The sequence below is a fragment of the Microbacterium paraoxydans genome (assembly GCF_019056515.1).
In the GTDB taxonomy this organism is placed as follows: domain Bacteria; phylum Actinomycetota; class Actinomycetes; order Actinomycetales; family Microbacteriaceae; genus Microbacterium.
Window position 1 is genome coordinate 1,972,311 of record NZ_CP064873.1, and the last position, 16,839, is coordinate 1,989,149.

Genomic DNA, 16,839 nt, shown 5'->3' on the forward strand with positions numbered 1-16,839 from the left:
GACGTTTTCCTGATCGTCAGAAGCCAACGAGCTTGTTCTCCTCGAGGTTGCCGAGCACATGGGCGTGCACGTGGAAGACGGACTGCGCGACGGTCGCGCCGTTGTTGAAGATGAGGCGGTACTCGCCGTTGGCGTGTTCCTCCGCGACGCGCTTGGCGGCGGCTACCATCTCGGCCAGCAGCGCGGGATCCCCGGCCGCGAGCTCGGTCACGTCGCGGTACTCCTCGGTCTTGGGGATGACGAGCACATGGAGCGGCGCCTGCGGATCGATGTCGCGGATCGCGAAGACGCGGCCCGTGTCGAGCAGGATCTCCCCGGGGATGTCCCCGGTGAGGATGCGCGTGAAGATCGAGGGTTCGCTCATGCTCTCAGCTTACTGGGGGGACGCGCGGCGCGGCCGGTCACCAGCGCCCGAGGGCCGCGGACAGCACGGCGATGGCCGCGGGGCCCGCCGTGGACGTGCGCAGCACGGTGTCGCCGAGCAGCACGCGTTCGGCGCCCGCGGCGGTGAGCTTCTCGAGCTCCTCCGGAGCGATCCCGCCCTCCGGACCCACCACGAGCACCAGGTCACGGTCATCCGGCACCAGGGCGGAGAGCCGCGCGGGCGCGGTCGGGTCGAGCAGGAGCACGCGCTGCGTCGCCGCGCGGGTCGCGAGCTGTGCGGTCGTCTCCGGGGCGGCCACCTCGGGTACCCAGGCACGGTGCGCCTGCTTCGCGGCCTCGCGGACGATCGTCGCCCAGCGCTCGCGTCCCTTCACCGCCTTCGGCCCCTCCCAGCGCGACACGCTGCGACCCGCCTGCCACGGCACGATCTCATCGACGCCCAGTTCGCACGCGGCCTGCACGGCGAGCTCGTCGCGGTCGCCCTTTGCGAGCGCCTGCACGAGCACGAGGCGCGGGCTCGCCGGCTCGTGCTCGACGCGCGCGGTGATCCGGACATCGACGCGCGACGGCGACACCTCTTCGGCCACGCCGGTCAGCCAGATGCCCCGACCGTCACCGACCGTGACGGCCTCGCCGACGCGCAGCCGCCGGACGACGGCCGCATGCTTCGCCTCGGCCCCGGTCAGGGAGACGAGGCCACCCACCGCGGCATCACCCGCGGATTCGACGAGGAAGTGCAGCGCCACGATCAGTGGGCGCGGAACCGGTCGCGCAGCTTGGAGAACAGGCCCTGCTGGAACTGCGCGAGCTGCGGGCCCGGCGCCTTGTTCTTCTTGGCGAAGTCCTCGATGAGCTTGCGCTGCGCGGAGTCGAGCTTGGTGGGGGTGACGACCTGCACGCCGACGCGGAGGTCGCCGCGCTGGGTGCCGCGCAGCGGCGTGATGCCTCGGCCCTTGATGGTCAGCACGTCACCGGACTGCACGCCGGCGCGGATCTCCAGGTCGACCTCCCCGTCGAGTCCCTCGATCGAGGTCTCGGTGCCGAGGATGGCGTCGGTCATGGACACCTCGAGCGTGGCGAGCAGGTCGTCGCCGTCACGGCTGAAGGCGGGGTGCGGGTTGACCGTGACCTCCACGTAGAGGTCGCCGTTCGGGCCGCCCGCGCGGCCGACCTCGCCGGAGCCGGGGAGCTGCAGCCGCAGTCCGGTCTCGACGCCCGCCGGGATGTCGAGGGACACCGTGCGGCGCGAGCGGACGCGTCCCTGCCCGCCACAGGTGCCGCAGGGGTACGGGATGGTCGTGCCGTAGCCCTCGCAGGTGCCGCACGGCTGGGAGGTGACGACGTTGCCGAGAAGGCTCCGCACCTGACGCTGCACGTGCCCCGTGCCGCCGCAGATGTCGCAGGTGACGGGCGACGTGCCCTCCTGGCAGCACGAGCCCTGACAGGTCTCGCAGAGCACGGCCGTGTCGACCTCGATGTCGCGGTGTGCACCGAAGACCACATCGCCGAGGTCGAGGGTGACCCGGACGAGCGCGTCCTGACCCCGCTCTCGCCGCGACCGCGGGCGGGCGCCGCGTCCGCCACCCTGCGACGCGCCGAAGAACGTCTCGAAGATGTCGCCGAAGCCTCCGAAGCCTCCGAAGTTGTTCGCGCCGTCACCGCCGCCCATGTCGTACCGGCGGCGCGACTCCTCGTCGCTGAGCACGTCGTAGGCGTGCGTGACGAGCTTGAACTTCTCCGCAGCCTCCTCCCCCGGATTCACGTCCGGGTGGAGCTGCCGTGCCAGGCGCCGATACGCCTTCTTGATCTCGTCGGTGGAAGCGTCCCGGGACACCCCGAGAACCTCGTAGTGGTCCGCCACAATCGCCTTTCTGCGTGTGATTTCCGTGGGGCCGCGTCAGCGGCCGGCCTCGTCGTCGTCGAGCATGCGTGACAGGTAGCGGGCGACCGCCCGCGCTGCCGCGAGGTTGCTCGGATAGTCCATCCGGGTCGGGCCCATGACGCCGACCCGCGCGGTCCCCGAAGGCGCCGCGTAGTTGCTGGCGACGATCGATGCCTCGCCGAGCCCGAAGGAGGCGTTCTCGGTGCCGATGCTCGCCGCGAGGCCGTGCTCGTCCGGCACCATCTCGCTCATCAGCCGCAGCAGCGTGACCTGCTCCTCGATGGCCTCGAGGAGGGGGTGGATGCTGCCGCGGAAGTCCTGTTCGCGCCGCGCCAGGGTCGCTGCTCCGGCCATCACGAGCCGCTCCTGCCGGAAGCCGCCGAGTTCGTCGATCACGACGCCGGCGAGGGTGCGGAGCACGCGATCCTGCGGCGTCTCCTCCGTGGCGAGCAGCGCCTGAAGCCGGTCGGAGGCCGCCGCGATCGCCTGCCCGGTGATGAGGGCGGACAGTCGCGCGCGCAGCACGGCGAGGTCGGCCTCGTCGATCGCGTCCGGCAGAGCGGTGATCCGCTGCGACACCCCACCGGCGTCCGTCACCAGGACCGTGAGGAGCCGGTTCGGGGCCAGCGTCACGAGCTCCACGTGAGTCACGTGCGCCCGCGCGAACGACGGATACTGCGCCAGCGCGACCTGGCCGGTGAGCTGCGTGAGGACGCGGACGGTCCGGACCATCAGGTCGTCGAGGTCGGCCGGGTCGGCGAGGAACGACTCGATGGCGGAACGCTGAGCGGTGGAGAGAGGACGGAGCTGGGCGAGGTGATTGACGAACACCCGGTAGCCCTTGTCCGTGGGGACGCGCCCGGACGACGTGTGCGGAGCCGTGATCAGCTCCTCGTCCTCCAGCTGCGCCATGTCGTTGCGGATGGTCGCGGCCGAGACCCCGAACGAGTGCCGGTCGACGATGGAACGGCTGCCCACGGGCTCGTGCGTCTCGACGTAGTCCTGCACGATCGCGCGGAGGACCTGCAGCCCTCGCTCTGTGACCATGGCTTCCCCTTCCCGCCGACCGGATGCTGGCACTCTGCTGCCCTGAGTGCCAATCCTACCTCCTGCGACCGGGAGATCTCCGAAGGCGGGGCAGCGCCGGTGGAGCCGCTCAATCCGTCAGTTCGCGCACGACGGCGTCGGCGAGGAGGCGGCCGCGGAGCGTGAGCTGCACGCGCCCGCGGATCGCCGCCGGCGCATCGATGAGCCCGTCGGCGATGAGGCCGGCGATGCGGTCCCGGTTCTGCTCCGGGACGTCGGTCACCGCGATCCCCTCACGGATGCGGCTGAGGAGGAGGATGCGCTCCAGGGTCCGCGCCTCCGGGTCCGGACGTTCGCGCCCGGCCGCCGGCGAGGACGAGGCGGCCAGTCGCTGCGCGTAGGCCGCCGGGTGCTTGACGTTCCACCACCGGAGTCCGGCGACGTGGCTGTGGGCGCCGGGGCCGAAACCCCACCAGTCGCTCCCCCGCCAGTACGCGAGGTTGTGCCGCGACCGCTGCCCTTCGCTGCGGGCCCAGTTGCTGACCTCGTACCACTCGAACCCGGCGGCGGCGAGGCGCTCGTCCGCCAGCTCGTACATGTCCGCCTGCAGGTCGTCGTCCGGGGTCGGCACCTCACCGCGACGGATCTGTCGCGCGAGCTTCGTGCCGTCCTCGATGATGAGGGCATACGCGGAGACGTGGTCGGACTCCAGGGCGAGGGCGGCGTCGAGCGAGGCCTCCCAGTCGGCGAGGCTCTCCCCCGGTGCGCCGTAGATGAGGTCGACGCTGACCGCGAGTCCTGCCTCCTTCGCCGCGGCGACGGCGGTGCGGACGTTCTCGGGCCGGTGCGTCCGGTCGAGCGCGGCGAGGACGTGCGGGACGGCGGACTGCATGCCGATGGACAGCCTCGTGACCCCCGCCTCGGCGAGGATGCGCGCGACCTCCGGGGTCACGGTGTCGGGGTTGGCCTCGACCGTGACCTCCGCGCCCGGTGCGAGTCCGAACGCCGCGGTGGCCGCTCCCAGCATGCGGGCGAGATCTCCCGCGGGAAGCAGCGTGGGCGTGCCGCCGCCGAAGAACACCGTGTCCATCGGGCGCAGCGCTCCGGCCTCGTCCAGCACCGTACGCGCGAGGGCGATCTCGCCGATGAGGGTGGACGCGTAGTCCTCCTGCTTCGCCCCGCGGAGCTCACCGGACGTGTACGTGTTGAAGTCGCAGTAGCCGCAGCGCACGCGGCAGAACGGGATGTGCAGGTAGGCGGAGAACGGCGTCTCGACGGAGATCGGGAGATCGGCGGGGAGTCGCCCGTCCGCGGGCGCCGGATCCCCGAGCGGAAGTGGTCCCGCCATCACACCGGAGTCGCGTAGAGCGGGGAGATCGCGCGGAGGTAGCGCGCGAACAGCTCGCGACGGCGGCGCTTCATCAGGGCGGGGACGAGCCGATAGAGCAGCGTGTTCGGGGCGTCGAAAGCCCGGACCGTGAACCAGACCTCGTCGTTGTCCTCGCGCCAGTCCACGTCGAACGACTCCTCGCCGCTCACAACGGAGCCCCCGACCGTGCCCAGCACGAAACCGATTCGCCGGGTCTCCTCGGTGACCGAGATCACACGCAGCTCGGAGTCGGCGCGCATGCCGCCGACGCGACCGCGGAGGTGGAGTGTCATGCCCGCGCCCACGAAGGGCATCCCCTCGGCGTCGTAGCGCGGCTCCACATCCCGCTTGCTCGGCGCGATCGGATTGCCCTCGGCGTCGAAGCTCACGCCCGCATAGGCGGGGCCGGGAGCAGGGCGGACGTCTTCCACGGACAGCCCGGCCGCACGCTGCGCCGTCCACGACAGCAGGGCTTCGCCGGCCGTCTGGAAACGCTCCTCGCCACTGCCGATCCGCCAGGATTCCTCCGCCGGGATGCTGCGCTCCGGCGGGTACTGCATCAGATCGGGGGCGTGGGTCGCACCCACGGCCGCATAGTCCACCGTGTCGTCTCGGAAAGTCCCGCGCCGCATGAGATCCAGCCTACTTCGGGTTCCCTGAGCGAACACCCCCCGCGCCGCACGCCGTCACATCCCCGGGAGGGCTGGGCCCCTGATGCTGGGTCCCTGAGCCTGTCGAAGGGTGGGTCCCTGAGCCTGTCGAAGGGTGAGTCCCTGAGCCTGTCGAAGGGTGGGTCCCTGAGAACCGCGCGCTTCGACAAGTTCAGCGGGGTGGGCTACTTCTTGTCCTTGGTCTCGACGTCGCCGGAGAGCGCAGCGATGAACGCCTCCTGCGGAACCTCGACGCGGCCCACCATCTTCATGCGCTTCTTGCCCTCCTTCTGCTTCTCGAGGAGCTTGCGCTTGCGGGTGATGTCACCGCCGTAGCACTTGGCGAGCACGTCCTTGCGGATCGCGCGGATCGTCTCCCGGGCGATGATGCGCGCACCGATCGCGGCCTGGATCGGCACCTCGAACTGCTGGCGAGGGATGAGCTTGCGCAGCCGCTCCGCCATCATCGTGCCGTAGGCGTAGGCCTTGTCCCGGTGCACGATCGAGCTGAACGCGTCGACCTTCTCGCCCTGCAGGAGGATGTCGACCTTGACCAGGTCGGCCTCCTGCTGCCCCGACGGCTCGTAGTCCAGGGAGGCGTAGCCCTGCGTCTTGGACTTGAGCTGGTCGAAGAAGTCGAACACGATCTCGCCGAGGGGCATGTTGTAGCGCAGCTCGACGCGCTCCTCGGAGAAGTACTCCATGCCCAGCAGCGTGCCGCGCCGCGACTGGCACAGCTCCATGACGGTGCCGACGTAGTCCTTGGGCAGCAGGATCGCCGCCTTCACCATCGGCTCCGACACCGAGCCGATACGGCCGTCCGGGTACTCGCTCGGGTTCGTCACGGTCACCGTCTCGCCGGTGTCGCTCGTCACGACCTCGTAGATCACGCTCGGGGCGGTGGTGATGAGGTCGAGGCCGAACTCGCGCGAGAGGCGCTCGGTCACGATCTCCAGGTGCAGCAGGCCGAGGAAGCCGCAGCGGAACCCGAAGCCGAGCGCCACGGAGGTCTCCGGCTCGTACTGCAGCGAGGCGTCGGAGAGCTTGAGCTTGTCGAGCGCCTCGCGCAGTTCCGCGTAGTCGCTGCCGTCGATCGGGTAGATGCCCGAGAACACCATCGGCTTCGGGTCCGTGTAGCCGGGAAGCGCCTCCGCCGCGGGCTTGCGCGCGTTCGTGATCGTGTCGCCGACCTTCGACTGCCGCACGTCCTTCACGCCGGTGATGAGGTAGCCCACCTCGCCGACGCCGAGACCCTTGGTCGGGGTGGGCTCCGGGCTCGACACGCCGACCTCGAGGGCCTCGTGGTTCGCGCCGGTGGACATCATCTGGATGCGCTCGCGGGGCGAGAGGCTGCCGTCGACCATCCGCACGTAGGTGACGACGCCGCGGTAGGCGTCGTACACGGAGTCGAAGATCATGGCCCGCGCGGGTGCGTCCGCATCCCCCACCGGAGCCGGGATCTCCTCGACGATCCGGTCGAGCAGATCCTCGACCCCCATGCCGGTCTTCCCGGACACGCGCAGCACGTCCTCCGGCTTGCCGCCGATGAGCGAGGCGAGCTCCTTCGCGTACTTCTCGGGGTCTGCGGCGGGGAGGTCGATCTTGTTGAGGACAGGGATGATGTGGAGGTCGTTCTCCAGCGCGAGGTAGAGGTTGGCCAGCGTCTGGGCCTCGATGCCCTGCGCGGCGTCGACGAGGAGGATGGCACCCTCGCACGCGGCCAGCGACCGGGACACCTCATACGTGAAGTCGACGTGACCGGGGGTGTCGATCATGTTGAGCGCGAACACCTCGTCCGGGCCCTGCGCCTGCCCCAGGGCCCACGGCATCCGCACCGCCTGGCTCTTGATCGTGATGCCCCGCTCCCGCTCGATGTCCATGCGGTCGAGGTACTGGGCGCGCATGTCCCGCTCCGCGACCACGCCGGTGATCTGGAGCATGCGGTCGGCCAGGGTCGACTTGCCGTGGTCGATGTGGGCGATGATGCAGAAATTACGGATCTGCGCAGCCGGCGTCGCGGCAGGCTGAAGCGGGGTGAGAGCGCGTGGGGACATGTCCCGTCGATTCTACGGTGAGGGTCCTCATAATCCCCATTCGTGCGTATCGGTGATAGTCTCCCGAAGTTGCCCGGGATCAATCCGTGACACCGGATCCCGTAAGCGATACGACTCCGTCACAGACTCCGTGAGGGCTGTCGCGTCGCGCGGAACGGCGGATGAAACCCGATCATCCGCCCGGCTCAGCGTTGCGTCGGCAGACCCCGAGCGCGTCTGGAGAAGAGAAAGACAAATCCCCCTTGATCAAGTACCTCGCGCGCCGTGCCCTCGGCTGGCTGCTCATGATCGTGGTCGCGACGAACCTCACCTACTTCCTCGCGTGGGGCTTCCTCGATCCGCGCAGCAACTACGTGGGTCGTCGCCCTCCGCTCACCGAAGAGCAGATCGTGAACACCCTCGCTCCCCGCAACCTGAGCGACACCGTCCCGCTCATCGAGCGGTGGTGGACGTGGCTCACCGGCATCCTGCTCCGCTGGGACTGGGGCGTGAGCCCGACGGGCGGATCCGTCAACGAGCAGGTCGCCTACCGCATGTGGGTCAGCGCGGAGCTCGTCCTCGGCGCGACGATCCTCACGACGGTCCTCGGCATCGCGCTCGGCGTGTACACCGCGTCTCGGCAGTACAAGCTCGCCGACCGCATCGGCCAGGCGACGAGCATCATCACGCTCAACATCCCGATCGTCGTCGCGGCGTTCGCGATCGTCCTGCTCGCGATCGGCCTGAACAACGCCACCGGCACCCGCATCTTCTACGTGACCGGTAACGCCAGCCAAGGGGTCGAGGGCTTCTTCCCCACCCTCATAGACGTGCTGCAACACCTGACGCTGCCGACGATCGCGCTGGTGCTCACCGGGTACGCGAGCATCCACTTCCTGCAGCGGTCGCTCCTGCTGGACAACATCAACGCCGATTACGTCCGCACGGCCCGCGCGAAGGGCCTGACCAAGCAGCAGGCCATCCGCAAGCACGCGCTCCGGACGTCGCTCATCCCCGTCGCCACGCAGGTCGCCTTCACGATCCCCGCGATCTTCACCGGAGCGGTCCTGACCGAGACGATCTTCGCGTGGAACGGCATGGGCCGGTACTTCATCGAGACCATCACCAAGAACGACATCCACGGAACCGTCGCGATCGCCGCCTTCGGTGCGGTCCTCACGGCGATCGGCGCCATCCTCGCCGACATCGCCGTCGTCGTCCTCGACCCGCGCGTGAGAGTGAGCTGACATGAGCACCGACATGCTCGACCCGACCATCCACCCGGAGCCGGAGACCGCCGGCCCCGAGACCACCCGCGTCGCCACCAAGCGGCTGTCGAAGTGGACGCTGTACTGGCGACGCTTCTCCCGGAACCGCGGAGCCCTCATCGGCCTCGTGATCTTCGTCGTCCTCGTGCTGTTCGCCATCGTCGGGCCCTTCATCGCCCGGTACGACCACATCGAGCTCGACTTCCTGAACCTCAGCACTCCCCCGTCCGCGGAGCACTGGTTCGGCACGAACAACGCCGGAAACGACCTCTTCGCCCAGGTCGCCGTCGGCTTGCAGCGGTCGCTCATGATCGCCATCACCGTCTCCGTCGGCGTCACGATCGTGTCCGCGCTCGTCGGCACGGCCGCGGCCTACTTCGGCGGCTGGACCGAGCGCATCTCGCTCCTGGTCATCCACTTCATGATGGTGATCCCGAGCTTCCTCATCCTCGCGATGATCTCGAACAAGGCCGGCGGTGACTGGCGCGTCATCGCCCTCATCATGATCTTCGTGATCGGGTGGTACTTCCCCGCCCGCGTCATCTGGACGATGGCCCTGTCGCTGCGCGAGCGCGAGTACGTCAGCGCCTCCCGCTACATGGGCGTCGGCGGCATGCGCATCGTGCTCCGCCACCTCCTGCCCAACATCGGCTCGCTCCTCGTCATCAACTTCACCCTCGGCGTCGTCAACGCCGTGGTGACGGAGACGGGCCTGTCCTTCCTCGGCTTCGGCGTCAAGATCCCCGACGTGTCGCTCGGTGCCCTCATCGGCGCCGGCTCGAGCTCGCTGACCACGGCGCCCTGGCTGTTCTACTTCCCGGCGGCGGCGCTGACCCTGCTCACCGTGTCGATGGCGCTCATCGCCGACGGCCTGCGCGACGCCCTCGATCCCACCTCGGCTGCTGGAGGCCGCGCATGACCAACGTCCTCTCCGTCCGCGACCTCAAGGTCAGCTTCGCCTCCGAGGCCGGCCGTGTCGACGCCGTCCGCGGCGTCTCCTTCGACCTCGAAGCCGGCAAGACCCTCGGCATCGTCGGCGAATCCGGTTCCGGCAAGTCCGTGACCTCGCTCGCGATCATGGGTCTCCTCGACGAGAACGCCAAGGTCACCGGCTCGATCATGTACGACGGGCAGGAGCTCGTCGGCATGAGCGACAAGCAGCTGTCGGTCATCCGCGGCAACGGCATGTCGATGGTCTTCCAGGACCCGCTGACCTCGCTCACGCCGGTCTACACGGTCGGCGATCAGCTCATCGAGGCCCTCACGGTCCACCGCGGCCTGTCCAAGAAGGACGCCTGGGACCGCTCCGTCGAGCTGCTCAAGCTCGTCGGCATCACCGAGCCCGAGCGCCGGATGAAGTCCTTCCCGCACGAGTTCTCCGGAGGCATGCGGCAGCGCGTCGTCATCGCCATCGCGATGGCCAACGATCCGAAGCTCATCATCTGCGACGAGCCCACCACGGCCCTCGACGTCACCATCCAGGCGCAGATCCTCGACCTCATCGAGAAGGCGCAGGACGAGACCGGCGCCGCGGTGATCATGATCACGCACGACATGGGCGTGGTCGCCCGCACCGCCGACGACGTGCTCGTGATGTACGCCGGCAAGCCCGTGGAGCACGCGCCCGTGCGCGAGCTGTTCCACAAGACCCGCATGCCGTACTCGATCGGCCTGCTCGGCGCCATCCCCCGCGTGGACAAGGCCGAGAAGGAGCCGCTGACCCCCATCAAGGGCAACCCGCCGCTGCTCATCAACCTGCCGGACGCCTGCCCGTTCGCCGACCGCTGCCCGATCGTCATGGACGCCTGCCGCGCCAAGGAGCCGGAACTGCTCCCCGTGCCGACGGGCTCGGGCGACCTGCACCAGGCCGCCTGCATCCGCGCGCACGAGATCGAGGACGGCGGCCTCCTCGGGGGCCTGCCCGTCTACCCCGTCCGCCCCGTCCCGGAGAGCGACCTCACACGGACGCCCCGCGAGGAGCGGCCGATCACGCTCGAGGTGAAGAACCTCCGCAAGACGTTCCCGTTGGTCAAGGGCGCGTTCCTGAAGCGCAAGGTCGGCGAGGTCCAGGCGATCAAGGGCATCAGCTTCGACGTGCGCGAGGGCGAGACGATGGCCATCGTCGGCGAGTCGGGCTCGGGCAAGACGACCACGCTGCTGCAGATCATGGACATGGTCAAGCAGACCGACGGCGACATCGTCATCGCCGGCACCAGCGTCAACGACATCCACAGCCGCAAGGTCGAGCGCGCCCTGCGCCGCGACATCCAGATCGTCTTCCAGGACCCGATGGGAGCCCTCGATCCGCGCATGACGGTGGCCGACATCATCTCGGAGCCGCTCTTCGCGATCGGCACGCCGAAGGAGGAGGCGCACCGGCGGGTGGACGAGCTCATGGACCTCGTCGGGCTCAACCCCGCGCACAGCGACCGCTTCCCGCAGGCGTTCTCGGGTGGTCAGCGGCAGCGCATCGGCATCGCCCGGGCCCTGTCGACGAACCCCAAGATCGTCGTGCTCGACGAGCCGGTGTCCGCGCTCGACGTGTCGATCCAGGCCGGCGTCATCAACCTGCTCGACGAGCTCAAGACCAAGCTCGGGCTGTCGTACCTCTTCGTCGCGCACGACCTCTCGGTGGTGCGTCACATCGCCGACCGCGTGGCCGTGATGTACCTCGGCGAGTTCGTGGAGCACGGCGACGTCGACCAGGTCTTCGACGACCCGCAGCACCCGTACACGAAGGCGCTGCTGTCGGCGATCCCCGTGCCGGATCCCGACATCGAGCGCACCCGCGAGCGGGTGGTCTTCGACGCCGAGACGATGTCGACGAAGCCCGCGACGGTCTGACCCGGATCCCATGCGCGCGTTCCTGGTCACCGTCCGATAACGGTTAGGCGGCATTCACCGCAGCGCCGTGTTCCGGGATACAGCGCGAACTAGTCTTCCCTTTATGAAACGCCGAAAGGCGAAAGGAGCACCATGAAGAACAAGAAGTTGCTGGGGGCGGTCGCGGTCGGCGGCGCCCTCGCACTCGCCCTCGCGGGCTGCGCGAGCGGTTCCGGGAACACCGGTGGCGGGGACAACGGCGAGAAGGTCGAGACCAAGACCGCCGACTACAACCCGCAGGACCGCAGCAACCTCCAGGAAGGTGGCGAGGTCAACTTCCCCATCAACGAGATCCCGGAGCAGCTGAACGGCTTCAACAGCGATGCCAGTGCTGACACCGCTCGCCTGTGGTCGTGGTACATGCCGCAGATCCTCCTGGTCTCGCCGGAGGGCGAGGTCACGAAGAACGACGCCTACCTCGACGCGTACGAGATCGGCGAGGAGGATGGCAACACGACCATCACCTTCACGTTCAAGGACGAGGCGCACTTCAACGACGGCACCGACATGGACTGGACGTCCGTCGACGCCACGTGGAAGGCCAACCGCTCCTACGACGAGGGCTTCAACCCGAACGCGACCGACGGCTACAAGCAGATCAAGACCGTCGAGCAGGGTGACACCGCGAAGACCGCCGTCGTGACGTTCGACGGCATCTACGCCTGGCCGTCCATGGCGTTCCTCACGGGTGGCGTCCTGCACCCGGACATCGCCGACCCGGCCGTGTTCAACGAGGCCTTCATCGGCAACATGCACCCCGAGTGGGGCGCCGGCCCGTACACCGTCGACACGTTTGACGCGAACGGCGGCTTCGTCTCGTTCAAGCCGAACCCCGAGTGGTGGGGCAACGCGCCGCTGCTCGACACGGTCACCTTCACGGCCATGGAGCCCGACGCCTCGATCAACGCCTTCAAGAACGGCGAGATCGACATGGTGGGCGCCAACACCAACGACCGCCTGAAGCAGGTCCAGGAAGTGGACGACACCGTCGTCCGCCGTGCGCAGCAGACCGCCAAGACGGTCCTGCTCGTCGACGCCGACAAGCCGCAGTTCGAGGACATCGACGTGCGCAAGGCGTTCTTCCTCGGCGTGAACGTCGACCAGCAGAAGCAGATCGCGTGGAACGGCCTCGGCTACGAGGAGCCGGTCGCCGGTTCGCTCAACCTGTACTCGTTCCAGGACGGCTACAAGGACTCGTTCGCCGAAGCCGGTCTGAAGCACGACGTCGAGGGCGCCAAGAAGCTCCTCGACGACGCCGGCTGGACCGAGGGCGAGGACGGCATCCGCGAGAAGGACGGCGAGAAGCTCTCCGTCACCTTCCCGATCTTCGGTGAGGACCCGACCATCGAGGCCCTCGCGAAGTCGCTGCAGGCGCAGCAGAAGGAGATCGGCATCGACCTCAAGATCGATGTCCGTGCCTCCGCCGACTTCTCCAGCGACTTCACCACGAAGAACTGGGACGTCGTCTCGCTCCGCTTCACCGACTCCGACCCGTTCGGCCCGGCCTGGTTCTGCCAGCTCTACTGCTCCGACAGCGGTCTGAACCTGTCGGCGACCGGCACGGAGGAGATCGACCAGCAGATCGCCGACGAGGTCGAGAGCCAGAAGGACGCGGAGTCCTGGACCACCGCGGCGATGGACCTCGAGCCGAAGATCATCGAGCAGACCTGGGGCCTCATCCCGCTGTACAGCGGCCCCTCGATCTACGTGGTCAAGAACGGCCTGGCGAACCTCACGCCGGAGCCCTACGTCGGTCTCGACCTGTTCGGCGTCACGCCGGTCGAGAACGTCGGCTGGGAGAAGTAACATCCTCTGACACCTCGTGTCGAAGCGGGGTCGGTGGTCCATCCACCGGCCCCGCTTTCCTTATGCTGAAGGCGTGACCGTCCAGACCGTCCTCGTGCACGGCATCCGCACGTCGGCCACCATGTGGCGGTCGCAGATCGAGTACCTGGGGGCACGCGGGCTCCCCGTCACCGCCGTCGACCTCCCCGGCCACGGCAGCCGGATGGACGAGGACTTCACCCTCCACGAGGCGCTGCACACGATCGATGCGGCCGTCCGCGCCGCGGCCGAGACGGGCCCCGTGCTGCTGGTCGGCCACTCCATGGGCGGGCTGCTCTCGCTCGCGTACACCGGTGGCGCTGAGCCTCCGCCCGTCGACGGACTCGTCGCCGCCGCATGCACCTCGCTTCCCCGCGGCGCCGGGCTGCGCGCGTACCGCCTGTTCGCCCGGGCGGTCGACTCCCTGCCCGACCGTGGCATGTGGCTGACGCAGCGCATGCTCGCCGCGACGATCCCCGAGGAGAATCGCGGAGACTTCGCCGCCGGTGGGTACGCCCTCGACATCCAGGACCAGACGCTGCGCAGCCTCGCCACCCTGGATGTGGCGGCCGCCGTCCCCCGCATCCAGGTGCCCCTCTGGTTCGTGAACGGCCAGTACGATCAGCTCCGGCTTAACGAACCCCTGTTCCGGCGCCTGGCCCCGGAGGCGGAGCTCATCGTCGTGCCACGGACCACGCACCTGATCACGGCCATGCGCCCGCGGGTGTTCAACGCCGTCCTCTCCCTCGCGATCGCGACGATCGAGCAGCGCACGGCGTCAGGCTGAGAGCACCCGAGGCCGCGCGGCGGCGGTGAGCGCTCCGCCGACGAGCGACAGGATGGCTGCCGCGAGGAAGACGAGCCAGAACCCGCCGGCCAGCGCGACGAGGCCGGCCCCGAGGACGGGCCCGATGAGCTGTCCGAGGGCGGCGGTGACGTTCACGATGCCGAGGTCGCGCGCGTGGTCCTGCTCATCCGGGAGCAGGTCGGCCGCGAACGCGAGCCCCACGGTCGAGAAGGCGCCGTAGCCGACGCCCATGAGCGCGGCGGCGATCATCGTCATCTCGAAGGTGGGCAGAGCCACGATCACCACACCCGACGCCGCCTGGACGACCGTGGCCCCCACGGCGAGCCGGCGGCGCTCCCCGGTGCGGTCGGAGATGATCCCGGTGATCACGGAGGCGAGTACCACGAAGACCGTGTAGACGACGATCAGCAGGAGGAGGTTGTCCTGTGCGGTCGTGCTCTCCTGTCCGAGCCCGTGGAGGAGGAAGAAAAGGAACAGCGCCGTGCCGAGGGCGTTGCCGATGTTGGTGACGAGCCGGCCCGAGAGCATCCAGGCGAAGTCGCGGTCGCGGAGCGACGCCAGGCGGGGCCGCCCGATGCGCTGAGGGCGCAGCGCCTCCGTGCTCGGCGGGTCCGGCAGCCGCAGTGCCGCCGCGACGCCCACCACCGCGATGATGCCGGCGAGGAGCAGATACCCGGCGACGATGCCGAGGCCGAGCAGCACGACGAGTCCGACCCCGAGCACGATCCCGACCGCCTGGCTCGACCCGACCGCGGCGGATGCGGCACCGCGCTGCGTCGTCGGGAGCTGGTCGGCGATGAGCGCGGTGAACGCGGCGGAGGAGACGGCGACGCCGATCGAGACGCCGACCCAGCCGGCGCCGACCGCCCACGGGCCGTCGGCGAAGCCGGTGAGGACGAGACAGGCAGCCGTGAGCGCGACCCCTCCCAGAGCCCATGGCCGCCGCCGATGCGCGCCGGCGCGGGCGCGATCCGAGAGTGCCCCGGCGAGCGGCCCGGCGACGACGCCGGCGAGGCCACCCAGTCCGAGCACGATCCCGGAGGAGACGACGCCGCGGATCCAGTCGTCCTCCGGAGTGTCGAGCTGCAGCGGGAGGAGGAGCTGGACCGGGGTGAGCTGGACGGTCCAGATCGCGAGCCAGGCGAGGGTGAACAGCGACATCCAGCGCAGGCCCGCTCGGTGGGTGCCGAGGCCCGGGGTCGCGCTCATGCGCGTGCCGCCTCGGCGTCTTCGGCTGCGCGCGCACCCGCGATGAGGTCGCGGTACCAGCCGTAGGAGGCCTTCGGGGTGCGCTCCCCCGTCGAGAAGTCCACGTGCACGAGGCCGAACCGCTGCGTGTAGCCGTCCGTCCACTCCCAGTTGTCGAGCAGCGACCAGACCGTGTACTCCTCGACGGGGACGCCGGCGTCGATGGCCTCGCCCACCGCGTCGATGTGCGCGGAGAGGTAGGCGATCCGATCCGTATCCTCCACAGGGCCGGCGACGTCGGGCTCCGGGAAGGATGCCCCGTTCTCCCCGATGATGATCGAAGGCATGCTCGGGTGGCGGCGGTGCAGATCGATCAGGAGGTCGCGCAGCGCGGACGGCATGATCGGCCACTCGGGACCGAACCCGGTGACGGGCACTCCGGGAGTCGGAACGATCTCGAACGGGATGTCGTCCTCGGCGGCGGCGGCGGTGACCGTGGTCGGGTTGTAGAAGTTCACGCCGTAGAAGTCGATCGATCCCGCGATGCGTGCGAGGTCGTCACCGAGGACGGGCAGCGGCGGGAGCCCGAGGACCTCCAGGTCCGGTGTCGTCCCGGAGAGGAGCGGCTCGCTGAACAGCCGGTTGTGCAGGAGGTCGTACACCGCGGCCGCGGCCTGATCCTCCTCGGTGTCCCGCAGCGGCAGGACCCAGGTGTGGTTGTTGACGAGTCCCACGCTCGCCGCGCCACGGGCATGCAGCGCCTCGGCGGCTCGGGAATGGGCGAGCAGCTGGTGATGTGCGGTCGGAAGGGCGCCGTAGAGGAGCTGCCTTCCGGGTGCGAGCGCGCCGACGGCGTAGCCCTGCAGAGTGGTCATCGCGGGCTCGTTCAGCGTGTACCAGGACGACACCCGGTCTCCGAGGCGTGCGGCGACGAGGGCGGCGTACTCGCCGAAGCGCTCGACGGTATCGCGGGCCAGCCAGCCGCCGTCGGCCTCGACAGCGCTCGGCAGCTCCCAGTGATAGAGGGTCGGGAACGGGGTGACGCCGGCCGCCAGCAGACCATCGACGACGCGCGCGTAGTGGTCCAGCGCCGCGACGTTCCCGGGGCCGCGTCCGTCCGGCTGCACGCGCGCCCAGGGGATCGAGAACCGATACCGATCGAGCCCGAGACCGGCCACCAGGGCGAGGTCATCCGCCACGCGGCGATAGCTGTCGCAGGCCGGCTCCGCCGTCGAGCCGTCCCGGATGCGTCCCGGCTTGGCGATCTCGTCGTCCCAGATCGACCGGCCCGCGCCGTCGGCGCGGCGGGAACCCTCGATCTGGACGGACGAGGTGGCGGCGGACCAGCGGAGCCGCGCACGCGCGGCCGGGTCGGTGCTGAGGGGGGTCATCGGGCTCCTGACGTCGTCGTCGTTGTGGATGATTCTGCACCCGGTCCCACCTCCCGCGCGACGGCGTCTCGCCCGAGTGGCGTCGTTTCGCACGATCCCGCCCGGTACTGGTAGACTCGACTCTTGGCTTGCG

Annotated in this window: 14 protein-coding genes; 5 read left to right on the forward strand and 9 right to left on the reverse strand. The window is 69.4% G+C overall.

What is annotated here, in order from left to right; translation table 11 throughout:
- Positions 1-16 precede the first annotated feature (16 nt).
- From IZR02_RS09495 to lepA, 7 genes are all read right to left on the reverse strand, one after another.
- Positions 17-364, reverse strand: coding sequence for an HIT domain-containing protein (locus tag IZR02_RS09495; RefSeq protein WP_025103690.1), 348 nt, complete (start codon positions 362-364; stop codon positions 17-19).
- Between the two features lie 37 nt (positions 365-401).
- Positions 402-1,130, reverse strand: coding sequence for a 16S rRNA (uracil(1498)-N(3))-methyltransferase (locus IZR02_RS09500; RefSeq protein ID WP_025103691.1), 729 nt, complete (start codon positions 1,128-1,130; stop codon positions 402-404).
- Between the two features lie 2 nt (positions 1,131-1,132).
- On the reverse strand, positions 1,133-2,245 hold the full coding sequence (gene dnaJ / locus IZR02_RS09505) for a molecular chaperone DnaJ (protein ID WP_025103692.1): 1,113 nt from the start codon (positions 2,243-2,245) through the stop codon (positions 1,133-1,135).
- A 36-nt stretch (positions 2,246-2,281) separates the two neighbouring features.
- Complete coding sequence (gene hrcA, locus IZR02_RS09510; RefSeq protein ID WP_025103693.1) at positions 2,282-3,313, reverse strand: heat-inducible transcriptional repressor HrcA; 1,032 nt, start codon at positions 3,311-3,313, stop codon at positions 2,282-2,284.
- A 109-nt stretch (positions 3,314-3,422) separates the two neighbouring features.
- On the reverse strand, positions 3,423-4,640 hold the full coding sequence (hemW, locus tag IZR02_RS09515; protein ID WP_025103694.1) for a radical SAM family heme chaperone HemW: 1,218 nt from the start codon (positions 4,638-4,640) through the stop codon (positions 3,423-3,425).
- A complete protein-coding gene (locus IZR02_RS09520; protein ID WP_025103695.1) occupies positions 4,640-5,293 on the reverse strand; it encodes a DUF1990 family protein in 654 nt (217 codons plus the stop codon). The genes hemW and IZR02_RS09520 overlap by 1 nt, the downstream gene beginning before the upstream one ends.
- Positions 5,294-5,496: 203 nt before the next feature.
- Positions 5,497-7,365, reverse strand: a complete 1,869-nt coding sequence (gene lepA, locus IZR02_RS09525) for a translation elongation factor 4 (RefSeq protein WP_025103696.1) — start codon at positions 7,363-7,365, stop codon at positions 5,497-5,499.
- 242 nt (positions 7,366-7,607) lie between these two features.
- On the opposite strand from lepA, the gene IZR02_RS09530 reads away from it, so the two are divergent.
- The 5 genes from IZR02_RS09530 (at position 7,608) to IZR02_RS09550 (ending at position 14,106) form a co-directional block, all read left to right on the forward strand.
- Positions 7,608-8,591, forward strand: coding sequence for an ABC transporter permease (locus IZR02_RS09530; RefSeq protein WP_025103697.1), 984 nt, complete (start codon positions 7,608-7,610; stop codon positions 8,589-8,591).
- 1 nt (position 8,592) lies between these two features.
- Positions 8,593-9,531, forward strand: coding sequence for an ABC transporter permease (locus tag IZR02_RS09535; RefSeq protein WP_025103698.1), 939 nt, complete (start codon positions 8,593-8,595; stop codon positions 9,529-9,531).
- The gene (locus tag IZR02_RS09540; RefSeq protein WP_025103699.1) at positions 9,528-11,456 is read left to right on the forward strand and encodes an ABC transporter ATP-binding protein; all 1,929 of its coding nucleotides are present in this window, start codon (positions 9,528-9,530) and stop codon (positions 11,454-11,456) included. Before IZR02_RS09535 ends, IZR02_RS09540 begins: the two co-directional genes overlap by 4 nt.
- Before the next feature lie 132 nt (positions 11,457-11,588).
- Positions 11,589-13,301 (forward strand): ABC transporter family substrate-binding protein, encoded by a 1,713-nt coding sequence (locus tag IZR02_RS09545; RefSeq protein ID WP_025103700.1) that lies wholly within the window; start codon positions 11,589-11,591, stop codon positions 13,299-13,301.
- A 73-nt stretch (positions 13,302-13,374) separates the two neighbouring features.
- Positions 13,375-14,106, forward strand: a complete 732-nt coding sequence (locus tag IZR02_RS09550; protein ID WP_025103701.1) for an alpha/beta fold hydrolase — start codon at positions 13,375-13,377, stop codon at positions 14,104-14,106.
- On the opposite strand, the gene IZR02_RS09555 is transcribed toward IZR02_RS09550, so the two are convergent.
- Together IZR02_RS09555 and IZR02_RS09560 are read right to left on the reverse strand one after the other, a co-directional pair.
- Positions 14,098-15,336 carry an MFS transporter gene (locus IZR02_RS09555; protein ID WP_025103702.1) on the reverse strand — a complete coding sequence of 413 codons (1,239 nt, stop codon included), beginning with the start codon at positions 15,334-15,336 and terminating at the stop codon, positions 14,098-14,100. The two genes, IZR02_RS09550 and IZR02_RS09555, sit on opposite strands and share 9 nt — an antisense overlap.
- Positions 15,333-16,706: a glycoside hydrolase family 1 protein gene (locus IZR02_RS09560; protein WP_025103703.1), complete on the reverse strand. Its 1,374-nt coding sequence runs from the start codon at positions 16,704-16,706 to the stop codon at positions 15,333-15,335. The genes IZR02_RS09555 and IZR02_RS09560 overlap by 4 nt, the downstream gene beginning before the upstream one ends.
- Positions 16,707-16,839 lie beyond the last annotated feature (133 nt).